Origin of the sequence: Campylobacter sp. RM12654, from assembly GCF_020137585.1 — a bacterium.
Lineage (GTDB): Bacteria > Campylobacterota > Campylobacteria > Campylobacterales > Campylobacteraceae > Campylobacter_E.
Genome location: NZ_JACGAR010000001.1, coordinates 60,090 through 71,922, shown reverse-complemented (window position 1 = coordinate 71,922; position 11,833 = coordinate 60,090). Strand labels below are relative to the sequence as shown.

Below are 11,833 nucleotides of genomic sequence, written 5' to 3'. Positions count from 1 at the left end.
TAATTCGGATTAATTAATTTGCTCAAGCATACTTAAAACTTCTTCAAAAGCAAAAGCCTCATCATTTCCTTGTCTTAAAAAATCATTCATATAATCTTTTTTACTCATTGCAAAATCAAGCTCTTTATCGCTACCTTTTACATAAGCACCAATTCTAATTAGAGTTTCGTTTTCTTTTAAAACTGAATTAAGCCTTTTAAACTTAGCAGCATTTTTTTTATGTTCAGGCGTTACCACATCTCCCATAACCCTACTTGCTGAATTTTGAATATTAATCGGAGGATATATTCCAAAATCAGTCAGGCTTCTATCTAATACGATATGCCCATCAAGAATTGACCTACTTTGATCAGCAATAGGATCGCTCATATCATCTCCATCAACTAGCACGGTAAAAAATGCTGTAATAGTTCCTTTACCTTCTTCTTTACCAGCTCGCTCCATTAATTGCGGCAATAGATTAAATACACTTGGTGGATAGCCTTTAGCAGTAGGCGGCTCTCCAAGAGCAAGACCGATTTCGCGTTGAGCCATAGCAAAACGAGTAACGCTATCCATTATAAATAATACATCCATTCCTTGCTCTTTAAAAAATTCAGCCACACTCATAGCACAAAATGCCCCATATTTACGCATTAATGCACTATCATCGCTAGTCGCAACTATCATAACGGTATCATCCATTTTACCACCTAAATTCTTATGTATAAACTCAGGAATTTCTCTACCACGCTCACCTATTAAAGCAACTACTTTAACGGCTGCAGGGGCATTTTTAACTATCATTCCCATAAGAGTTGATTTACCAACCCCAGAACCAGCAAAAATGCCTAATTTTTGTCCTACTCCACAAGTTAAAAGCCCATCAATACTTTTAATACCAACAGGAAAAGGCTCACTTATAAGCCCACGCTTAAGTGCGTCTATTGGTGCTCTTAAAATAGGCATCATTTTACTTGGTGTGATTTTTTCTTTTCCATCTTTTGGACGCATAAATGGATCAACCACACGCCCAAGTAATTCCATAGAGCAAGGAATTTTCATTCCTGCTTCTTCTAAAAATGCTTTATCTCCGATTTTAAAGCCTTCTACAAAATCAAAAGGGCTTAAAAATGAAATATGTTCTTCAATCTTAACAACCATTGCATAAGCGGTTTTTTCTTCATTTTCAAGTCTTATAACATCGCCTACGCTAGTGATTAATCCTTTAATCTCTATACTAATTGCAGAGATTTTGTATATAAAGCCAAAATTTTGTGAAATTGGTATTTTTGATATTTTATTTTTAAGTTTTTCTAAGTTCATTTTATTAGTGAATAAAATTCTTTCCTAGTTCTTTCATCGCTTAAAAATATGCCTTTAAGAGAACTTGTTATTGTTTTAGAATTTACTTTTTGAATTCCACGCATTTGCATACATAAATGCTCAGCTTCAATAGTTACAGCAACACCTTTTGGCTTTAATATTTCATATAAAGCTAGGCTAATTTGTTCGCATAATTGTTCTTGGATTTGCAATCTTCTTGAATAAACTTCAACAAGTCTAGGTAATTTTGAAAGCCCAACTACTTTTCCATTAGGTATATAAGCAATATGAACTTTTCCAAAAAATGGTAATAAATGATGTTCGCATAAGCTATAAAAATCAATGTCTTTTACTAAAACCATTTCATTGTTATCAGTGTTAAAAATAGCTTCGTTTAAAATTTCTTTTGGATTTTTTGTATAGCCACTACATAAGAATTCATATGATTTTTGAACCCTTTCAGGTGTTTTTACTAATCCTTCTCTATTTGGATTTTCACCAATTTTTATTAATAAATTTTTAATTAAGTCTTGCATTCTTTACCTTTATATTTTGCCAATGATTAATTTTTTTAGCTAGAATTGTGCGAAATATTTTACAAAAGGTAGTTTAATGAAACTTAGTACAACAAAAATTGATGAAATTAATTACTCAGTAAGTGGTGTTATAGAAAAATCTTTAATAGATGAAAAGGTTAAAGAAATAGCTGTAAAAGCTAGTAAAACTATGCAAGTTGCTGGTTTTAGAAAAGGCAAAGTTCCTGTAAATGTTGTTTTAGATAGATATAAAGATTCTTTACTAAAAGACGCAGAACAAGAAGCGATTACAAGTGCTTATAAAAATGCAGTTAAAGAAACAGGTAAAGATGAAAAAGAATTAATCGGTGAGCCAAGCTTTAAAAAATTCGATAGAAAAGATAATGGAATTGAATTTGAATTCGTAGTGTCTTTTAGACCAACAATTGATTTAAGTGGTTATGAAGCATTAGTTCCTGCATTAAAAATAGAAGAAATTAAAGAAAAAGATATTAAAGCTAGAAAAGAAGCTATGCTTAAGCAATTTGCTCCATTAGAAAAAACTAAAAAACAAATCTTAAAAAAAGGTGATTATGCTAAGTTTGATTTTGAAGGATTTGTTGATGGCGTTGCCTTTGAAGGTGGTAAAGCAGAAAATTATATGCTAGAGATTGGAAGTGGTCAATTTATACCAGGATTTGAAGATGGTATGATAGAGCTTAAAGTTGGCGAAGAAAAAGATATAGAAGTAACTTTCCCTGAAAATTATCAAGCAGCTCATTTAGCGGGTAAAAAAGCAGTATTTAAAGTAAAATTACATGAAATTCACGCAAGAAAATTACCTGAAATTGATGAAGAAATGCTTAAAAAATTACTTCCTGGTGTAGAAAACCCAACTGAAGCAATTTTAGATGAAAAAATAAAAGAACAATTAGAAACAGAAGCTAAATTTAAACAAATTGATGAAAAATTAAAACAAGAATTTGTTGAAAAAATGCTAGAAAAATATACTTTTGCAGTTCCACAAAACATTTTAGAACAAGAAACTAACTTACAATTTAATCAAGCTGCAAGAAGCTTTAGTAAAGAAGAATTTGATAAATTAAAAGATGATAAATATTTAGAAGAAAAAAGAAAAGAATATGAAGCAGAAGCTTTAAAAAGCGTAAAATTAACTTTCATTGTTGATGAATTAGCAAAATTAAGAAATGTAGTTGTAAATGACCAAGAAGTAGCACAAGCTATTTATTTTGAAGCTTTAAGATACGGAATGGATCCTAAACAACTAATAGAAAACTATACAAAAAATGGCACATTACCGGCTGTTAGAATGAGTTTAGTAGAAGAAAAATTATTTGCTGATTTATTTTTAGGAAAAGATAAATGAGCTACATACCTTATGTAGTAGAAAAAACTAGCAAAGGCGAGAGAAGTTATGATATTTACTCTCGCTTACTTAAAGATAGAATTATTCTTTTAAGTGGTGAAATAAATGATGATGTAGCTGCTAGCGTAGTTGCACAATTATTGTTTTTAGAAGCTCAAGATTCTACTAAAGATATTTATTTGTATATAAATAGTCCTGGTGGAGTTGTAACTAGTGGTCTTAGTATATTTGATACAATGAATTATATTAAACCTGATGTTAGTACAATTTGTATAGGACAAGCTGCTTCAATGGGAGCGTTTTTACTTAGCTCTGGAGCTAAAGGTAAAAGGTTTGCTCTTCCAAATGCTAGAATTATGATACATCAGCCTTTAGGCGGTGCAAGAGGTCAAGCGACTGATATTGAAATTCAAGCAAAAGAAATTTTAAGATTAAAAGCAATGCTTAACAAAGTATTAGCTGAAAATACCGGTAATAAATTGGCAAAAGTTGAGAAGGACACTGAACGCGATTATTTTATGAGTTCAGAAGAAGCTTTAAAATACGGACTAATTGATAAGGTATTAGAAAAAAGTTTTAAATAGGATAGGGCTTTGAATAAAGAGATAATACACGATGAATCTCCTAAGATTCAGAAATTAAGCGGTGGAGAATTTGAGAAATTTACTCAACAAGTAATTAAACAACTTATAGAGGATAATGTTCCACCAACTCCTACTAATTATTCTATTTATTTTGAAAAAATGTTAGATACTAAGCCTATGGCCTTTAAAAAAAGAGTAACAGAAATGATTACTTATGAAAAAGAAGACCAAAGTAATAAAGTTGCTGTAATAGAACAAGACATTAAAGAAACCTTTGTAAATATAAAACAGCTAGTAGGTTCTATTGCAACAATTTATAAAAATATAAGCACAATGAAAGCTTTAATTAAGAAAAAAATAGGCGATTTGAGTATTGCTACCGGTTCTTTATCTATTCAAAATATTTTAAGGTCTTTAGATAGTGATATGGCTAAACTTACCACAGCCCTTGATATTCAATTAAATAGTATAAAAAAAGGTTATGATGAGATTGTAAAAATACATAATAGGGTAAATGAGCAGAGTGAATTTGATGATAAATTCGGAGTGTTTAATAAAAGATATTTATATAATAATATTACTCAAGACATAGAAGATATTAAAAAATATGGCTATTCAATATCATTGATGTTTGTAAAGATTAAAGATAGTTTATTAAATACAATTGAATTACAAAAAGATAAAAATCTTTTGATGAGAAATGTTGCGAAATTATTATTAAAAACCTCAAGAAGAAGCGATGTTGTGGCACATTATGGAGATGGTATTTTTGTAATGGCAATGAAACATACAAATATAGTTAATGCAAAAAAAGCTTGTGAGAGAATTTCAGACTTATTTTACAATACAACATTTTTTATAAATGATAATGAAATTGATATTAATATAGAAATGAGCGTTGTAGCACTTAGTGGCGATAATTATGAAGAACAAATTCTTGAGGCTATTAGCGTATTACCGAATACTGGTAAAAATAAAGAAATTTATGCTGTAGTTGGAGATAGTGAAGAAAATGATGCTTAAATTAATAACTTATCCTAATAAATTATTATTTACTAGGAGTGAAGAAGTTAAGGTATTTGATGAAGAGTTACATACATTTTTAGATGATATGTATGAGACTATGATTTCGTCTAGTGGTATAGGTTTAGCAGCAATACAAGTTGCAAAACCTTTAAGAATATTTTTGATTAATTTATTAAATGAAAATGAAGAACAAAATAAAGATGATTTGATTGAATTTATTAATCCAATAATAACACCTATTGGAGAAGGAACGCAAGTTTATGAAGAAGGTTGTCTTAGTGTTCCTGGTTTTTTTGAAGAAGTAACTAGATATAATAAAATTAAAGTTGATTATTTAGATAGATTTGGAAATCAAAAAACTTTAGAAGCTGAAGGGCTTTTAGCAGTTGCTATTCAACACGAAAACGACCATCTTGATGGACATTTATTCATAGAAAAAATATCATTTAGCGGAAGAAAAAAACTAGAAAAACATTTAAAAAGTTCTAAAAAGCCTAAAAAATAATTATGGCTTTTTAGATTATTGTTTATATCTTCATTTATTCTGCAAAATAATTTATACTTTTATAATTCATAGTGATATTTTAAAAAAAGTATAAAAATATTTATTGTTAAAATCTTTTGGAATTTAATTTACAATGCTTTTATAGAACTTACTTTGTATTATGCTTGTAGTTTAAATTATTTGATTAGTTTATAAATATTATTAGATAGATTTGATATTTAAAACTTAAGTGAATATTAAAAATTACGCAGCTTATAAATATAGTAATTTATATTAATTTAAATAAAATAATTGGTTTTAATAAGATATTAAAATACTTAAATTGATACTAAAAATTAAAATTGTAACTAAGCAGAAAAAATCGGATATTATTTTTTATTACAAAATAATGTTTTAACAATATAAGCACTAAATACTAGATATTTTTATAAGATTTTCATTAATTATTTTATACTTTTAAAAACTATTAAACAAATCTAGAAATTAAATTAATATCAAGATTTTAAATATTTTATAGATAATATATCATTTCTATAATTTAAAATATTGATTATCTTAGACTTAAAATTTATATTAAAATCTTAAAAATAAATTTATATTTGACACTTTTTTGCCACTACATATTTTTATAATAAATTGATTTTTTAGAAGGAGTATAGATGTTATCAAGGAGAAATTTTATAAAAGGAGTAGCAGGAGTTGGCCTTAGTGCACCTTTAGCATTAAACGCTAATGATAATTTAGGAAAAGACATAAAATTTGATGAAATAGCTGATGTTATTATAATCGGAAGTGGTGTGAGTGCTCATATTTGTGCTGCTTATTTAGTAAAGAATAAAATTGATGTTTTAATGATTGAAAAGATGGATAGAATTGGTGGTAATTCTGCTTTATCTCAACAAGATTTTGCTGTTCTTAATTCAGATTTACAAATTAAAGCTGGCATAAAAGATAGCGAAGAATTATTTTTAAATGATTTAAATAAAGCTGGAGCTGGATATAATCATTTAGAACATTCTTTAAGAATTATAAGAAATTCAAATGAAGCATATGAATTTGCTAAAAGTTGTGGGGTTAAATATGCTGATAAGCTTAAGTTTTTAGGCGGTCATAGTGTTGCTAGAAGTGTTGAAACTATTGGCGGTGGCGGTGCTTGTATTAGCACTTTAAATGAATTTTTTATAAAACATAATGGAAAGATTAAAAACGAAACTAAATGCGATGAAATCATTCAAGATGAAAGTGGCAAAATAATTGGCGTAAGCGTTAGAGAAAATTATAGATTTAATAGAAATCTAGCAAATGATGATAGAGAGAATTTAAGTGGAGATAAAAAACACTATAAAGCAAGGCTTGCGGTAGTTTTTGCAACAGGTGGATTTAGCCGTGATATTGAGTTTAGAAGTATAGTAAATCCTAGATTAAGGTTGGCAAAAAGCCCTTCAAGTTTAGGTCAGACTGCTGGTGCATTAAAACAAATGCTAAAGGTAGGAGCAATCCCAACTCAATTAGCACTTAGTAGATTTTCTTTTGGAATTCCTACAGAAGATTTAATTTATGGGATTATGGTTGATTGCAATGCTAAAAGATTTTTAAATGAAGATGGAGATAGACAAGGTTTATCAAATAAAATCTTAGCTCATATGGAAAAGATTAACACAACAATTTATCCAATAATTATTTTTGATAGCATAGGATTTGCTAATTCGCACGACCCTAATAGAATGCAAAGTTTTATTACTGCAGGGAAAATGAAGAAATTTGATAGCCTAAGTGATTTAGCTAATAATTTTAAGCTTAATGAAAATGATTTATCAAAGACAATGCAAGATTATGAAACAGGCATTTCAAATAATAAAGATGAGTTCAAAAAAGATTTAAGTAAGATTAAAAATTCTAGTATGAGTAAAGCACCTTTTTATGCAATGACAGCTGCACCAGGTCTTAGTTATACTCCAGGTGGTGTTTATGCTGATATAAATATGAGAGTTTTAAATATTAGTAACTATGAGCCAATTAAAGGGCTTTACGCGATTGGTGAGGCAACTGGTGGTGTTCATGGACAATCAAGGCTTACTAGTTGTTCTATTCCTGATTGTATGACTTCAGGAATTGCTTGTGCGAAAGATATTTTAAAAGGAGTATAAATGCAAAAATTATTAATGATTTTGATATTAAGTATTTTTGCATTAGGTAATGAATTTGCAATAAAACCACATCATATTGAAGTGAAATTAAAATGCACAGATTGTCATAAAGAAGCAAATGAAAAAGATTATAAAGCACTTGATTCTAATTCATGTCTAAGTTGTCATGGAAGTAAAGAGAAATTAGCAAAAAGGCTTGATTTTTTAAAAGGTAAAAACCCGCATAATAGTATTCATGATAATGCGAATTTAAATTGTTACACCTGTCATAATGAGCATAAGCCATCATTTAATATGTGTAATACTTGCCATAATACTAAAACTTGGATGAAGGAGATAAAATGAAAAAAACTATTATTTTTGTTTCATCTATTGTGGTTTTAACTTTAATTTTTGTATTTTTATCTCATAAAGCTATACAAATGACTGGAGATGATAAATTTTGTGCGAGTTGTCATGTAATGCAACCGATGAAGGAAGCTTATATTACAGATGTTCATGGTGGTAATAATAATTTAGGTATTAAAGCAAATTGTGTTGATTGTCATTTGCCACACGATAATATAGTAAATTATCTAAGCACAAAAGCTTATAATGGCATTAAAGAATTTAGTATCACTGCTATTGGAGCTGATGAAAAGATAGATTGGTATGAAAAACTCAATCATAAAAAAGATTATGTTTATGATAGTGGATGCTTAAAATGTCATCAAGATATTACTAAAATTAATTCTAAAAATGAAATGCAAAATACAATGCATAAAAGATATTTAGATTACGCAAATGAATTAAAATGTGTAAGTTGTCATACCCATGTAGGTCATGATGGTTTAAGGGGCAAATTAGATAAAAAATGAAAAAATACACAATTTTATATGCAGAAGATGATTTAAATCTAGCAAGTCAAGTTATTGATTTGCTAGAACTACTTGATTTTAATGTGCTTTATGCTAAAGATGGCTTAAGTGCTTTAGATATATATTTGGCTAAAAAGCCTGATATATTATTACTTGATATTTCTATGCCAAAACTTGATGGTTTAAATTTATTAGAAAATATAAGAAATTCTGATAATAAAATTCCTGCTATTATGATTACAGCTTTAAGCGATAAACAAACTTTATTAAGTGCAGTTGAGCTTAATATTTGCAAGTATTTAATAAAACCTTTTGATAGGATTAAACTTGAAGATGCTTTAAAAAAGGCTATAAAAAGTATTAATAATAAAATTAAATTAAGCAATAATATATATTTAGATATTGATTTAAATGAGTTATTAATAAATGATGAGATTATTAAGCTTAGCAAAAAAGAATTTTTATTGCTTGAAATTTTGTTAAAAAGTAGTCCTAACATTGTAGATATTTATAAGATTTGCGATTATGTATATAATGATTATGATGTAAGTTCTGATGCTATTAAATCACTCATTAAAAATCTTAGAAAGAAATTAGGCGATAAAGGTATAATTCATAATGCAAATTCTCGTGGATACTATATCAAAATTACTTAATATAAGCATTCGCAAAAAAGCTTTTATATTTGTTTTAACTTTGATTATTTTTTTATGTTTTATTTTGAATTTTTTATATATTTCTTGGCATAAAAATTATTTATTTCAAAACAAAAATAGTTTTAATGATAGGTTTATTTATTTTTATAGTGATTTTTTAAATAATTTATTAAACAATACGCTTAGTATTAGTTATGAATTTAGTTCTAATTTAGATTATTTAAAAAATGATGAAAAGCTAAATAAATTAAATAAATTATTTTTAAATCTAAGCTCAAATGAGGCATATTTAAAGGATATTAAATTATTTATTTTAAAAGAAAATATTTGCATAGAAAAAGATAAAATAAAATTAAATTGCCAATATGATTTTAATAATCAAACAGATATTTTGCTTAGATTAAATACCAAACCAGTTTATTTAATTAATTTAAAAATAAATGAAAATTATGCGATTACTTATACAATAAGTGCAAAAAAATTATTAGATAATTTAAAAATTCAAGATGATTTTTTAGCTGCTTTAAAGTATGAAAATGAGTATTTTTATAATGAATTTGATTGGCAAAATAAAACTAAACTTTTAAAAAATGATGAAGATATAATTAAATTAGATGATAAATATTATTTAAGTAATGAAATTATTTTAAATGATAGATTTTTAATATTGATTAAAAAAGATATTACAAAAGATTATAAAACTCATTTACATATAATAAAAAAGGCTTTTATAATTAGTGTGATTTTGGTATTTTTTGCTTTTATTGGGGTATATTTTGTTTTAGGATTTTTAATTAATAAATTATTAAAAACCGAAGAAAAACTAAGAAAATTAAATGCAAATTTACAAGAAGAAGTAAAAAATCAAGTTGAAATAATTAAGGCTAAATTAGATGAAAATACACAAAAGGAACAATTGCTAAATCATCAATCAAAATTAGCTGCATTAGGTGAAATGATAGCTTGTATAGCTCATGAATATAGACAGCCATTAGCAACTTTAGGTGCAATTTCTAGTTATCTTGAGATTAGTTTAGAAAAACAAAAAATTGATGATAAGTTTCATCAAAAATTAAAAGAGATAAATCCTATTTTAAATTATATGTCAAAAACTATTGATGAATTTTATGATTTTTATAAGACAAAGCAAGAAAAAAGCTCTTTTTATGTTTATGAAGCTATTTTAAATTCTTTAACGATTTGTAATGCAAGCCTTACAAGGAATGCAATTAATACTACTTTAAGACTTGATAAGAATTTAAAAATAAATTCATATAAAAATAGTTTAGCTCATGCAATAATCAATCTCATTACAAATGCAAAAGATGCTTTAGTTAATATAAAAAATCCTTATATTATAATTAATCTTTATGCTTATAAAAATAATATTTACATTAGTATAAAAGATAATGGAATAGGGGTTAAAAAGGATTTAGAAGAAGAAATTTTTAAACCTTATTTTAGCACGAAAAATGGTTCAGGGCTTGGGCTTTTTATGATAAAAAATATTTTAAATAGTGAGTTAAATGCTGATGTGTTTTTAAAAACTAGAAAAATTGGAGCTAATTTTTATATTAGGATTGCTTATGAATGAGTTGTTTTGTTTAATTGTAGGTAGTGGTATTAGTGGTTTAACATTGGCGAATTTATTGGTTAAACAAGATATTTTATTAATTGAGCAAGATGATGAATTAGGCGGAGCTAAGAGTTATTTAAATTTTGCTGCTAGTAATTCATCTTTTCAACAACTAGCAAATATAAAAGATGATAAATTTTATGATGATTTGATTTCTTATTCAACTAATTATGCTGATTTTACTTTATTAAAAGAGCTTAGTGAAAAATCAGCACAAGCTACTCAACTTTTAAAAAGTTTTGGGGTTGAATTTGAATTAGCTATATTAAATAGCTTAAATCATTCAGTTCCTAGAGAATTACACCCTTTAAAAAATGCTAAAGAAAGTGTGATAAATCCATTAATCAACAGATTGCTTAGTAAAAATGTAAATATATTAACTAAGGCTAAATTAATTGATTTTGATAATGGTATTGCAAGTATTTTACATAAAGATGAAATCATAAAAATTAAGGTTAAAAATATAGCTTTTTGCACTGGTGGATTTGCAAACGATAAAGAATTTATAAAAATTCATTATCCACTAGCTTATTATGCTAAAACTATGTCTAAGAACAATTCAAATTCTTTAAAGATTTTATTAAAAAATGGAGCAATCCCAACCCAATTAAGTCTAATGAGATTTGCTTTTGTTTTGCCTATGGATATTTTTAAATATGGAATTTTAATTAATTCTGATTTTAAAAGATTTGTTAGAGAAGATAGCTCAAGGCAAGATTTAGCAATAGCGATTTTAAATGAAATTAAAAATAATAAATTAGTTAAATTACTCCTAGATAATCACGGAATAAATTATATAAATGATACAAGTATATTTTACAAATACTATTCTTTAGAAGAAATTGATAAAAGATTAATTAATTGCGTTGATGAATATAATAGCTATTTTGGTAATAGGATTGATAAATTGGGTAAAAATCTTAATAATATTTCTATTAAAGCAATTAATAAGCCTATGTTTTATTTGGCTAATGTAGATGTTTATTTAAACTATACTTTAGGTGGGGTTAAATCAGATATATTTGCAAGAGTAGTTGATATGGATACTAATACAGCTAAGAATAATATGTTTGCTATAGGAGAAGTTAGTTCTATGTTTGGAGAAGCAAGGCTTAGTGGAGCTGCTAGCATAGCTTGTGTTGTATTTGCTATGAATGCTAGTAAATTTATGCTATCAATTTGAAAGTATTAATAATTTTTTTATAATCTAGCTAA

12 protein-coding genes are annotated in these 11,833 nt (G+C 26.7%); 10 read left to right on the top strand and 2 right to left on the bottom strand.

Annotated features, from left to right (window positions below; translation table 11 throughout):
* Positions 1-9 precede the first annotated feature (9 nt).
* Together fliI and folE are read right to left on the bottom strand one after the other, a co-directional pair.
* Positions 10-1,305, bottom strand: coding sequence for a flagellar protein export ATPase FliI (fliI, locus tag AVBRAN12654_RS00310; protein ID WP_214115846.1), 1,296 nt, complete (start codon positions 1,303-1,305; stop codon positions 10-12).
* Positions 1,302-1,841, bottom strand: coding sequence for a GTP cyclohydrolase I FolE (folE, locus tag AVBRAN12654_RS00305; protein ID WP_214120540.1), 540 nt, complete (start codon positions 1,839-1,841; stop codon positions 1,302-1,304). The genes fliI and folE overlap by 4 nt, the downstream gene beginning before the upstream one ends.
* Before the next feature lie 76 nt (positions 1,842-1,917).
* On the opposite strand from folE, the gene tig reads away from it, so the two are divergent.
* The 10 genes from tig to AVBRAN12654_RS00255 all read left to right on the top strand — a co-directional run bounded on the left by tig (position 1,918) and on the right by AVBRAN12654_RS00255 (position 11,801).
* On the top strand, positions 1,918-3,207 hold the full coding sequence (tig, locus tag AVBRAN12654_RS00300) for a trigger factor (RefSeq protein WP_214120539.1): 1,290 nt from the start codon (positions 1,918-1,920) through the stop codon (positions 3,205-3,207).
* On the top strand, positions 3,204-3,791 hold the full coding sequence (gene clpP / locus AVBRAN12654_RS00295; protein WP_214115843.1) for an ATP-dependent Clp endopeptidase proteolytic subunit ClpP: 588 nt from the start codon (positions 3,204-3,206) through the stop codon (positions 3,789-3,791). The genes tig and clpP overlap by 4 nt, the downstream gene beginning before the upstream one ends.
* A 9-nt stretch (positions 3,792-3,800) precedes the next feature.
* Positions 3,801-4,814 (top strand): GGDEF domain-containing protein, encoded by a 1,014-nt coding sequence (locus tag AVBRAN12654_RS00290; RefSeq protein WP_214115842.1) that lies wholly within the window; start codon positions 3,801-3,803, stop codon positions 4,812-4,814.
* Positions 4,804-5,322 carry a peptide deformylase gene (gene def, locus AVBRAN12654_RS00285; RefSeq protein WP_214115841.1) on the top strand — a complete coding sequence of 173 codons (519 nt, stop codon included), beginning with the start codon at positions 4,804-4,806 and terminating at the stop codon, positions 5,320-5,322. Before AVBRAN12654_RS00290 ends, def begins: the two co-directional genes overlap by 11 nt.
* A 659-nt stretch (positions 5,323-5,981) precedes the next feature.
* Complete coding sequence (locus AVBRAN12654_RS00280; RefSeq protein WP_336613731.1) at positions 5,982-7,469, top strand: flavocytochrome c; 1,488 nt, start codon at positions 5,982-5,984, stop codon at positions 7,467-7,469.
* Positions 7,470-7,814: a cytochrome c3 family protein gene (locus AVBRAN12654_RS00275; RefSeq protein WP_214120635.1), complete on the top strand. Its 345-nt coding sequence runs from the start codon at positions 7,470-7,472 to the stop codon at positions 7,812-7,814.
* Positions 7,811-8,326: a cytochrome c3 family protein gene (locus AVBRAN12654_RS00270; protein WP_336613730.1), complete on the top strand. Its 516-nt coding sequence runs from the start codon at positions 7,811-7,813 to the stop codon at positions 8,324-8,326. Before AVBRAN12654_RS00275 ends, AVBRAN12654_RS00270 begins: the two co-directional genes overlap by 4 nt.
* Complete coding sequence (locus AVBRAN12654_RS00265) at positions 8,323-8,982, top strand: response regulator transcription factor (protein ID WP_214115837.1); 660 nt, start codon at positions 8,323-8,325, stop codon at positions 8,980-8,982. The genes AVBRAN12654_RS00270 and AVBRAN12654_RS00265 overlap by 4 nt, the downstream gene beginning before the upstream one ends.
* Positions 8,945-10,576, top strand: a complete 1,632-nt coding sequence (locus tag AVBRAN12654_RS00260) for a sensor histidine kinase (RefSeq protein ID WP_336613729.1) — start codon at positions 8,945-8,947, stop codon at positions 10,574-10,576. The genes AVBRAN12654_RS00265 and AVBRAN12654_RS00260 overlap by 38 nt, the downstream gene beginning before the upstream one ends.
* On the top strand, positions 10,569-11,801 hold the full coding sequence (locus AVBRAN12654_RS00255) for an FAD-binding protein (RefSeq protein ID WP_336613728.1): 1,233 nt from the start codon (positions 10,569-10,571) through the stop codon (positions 11,799-11,801). The genes AVBRAN12654_RS00260 and AVBRAN12654_RS00255 overlap by 8 nt, the downstream gene beginning before the upstream one ends.
* Positions 11,802-11,833: the final 32 nt, after the last annotated feature.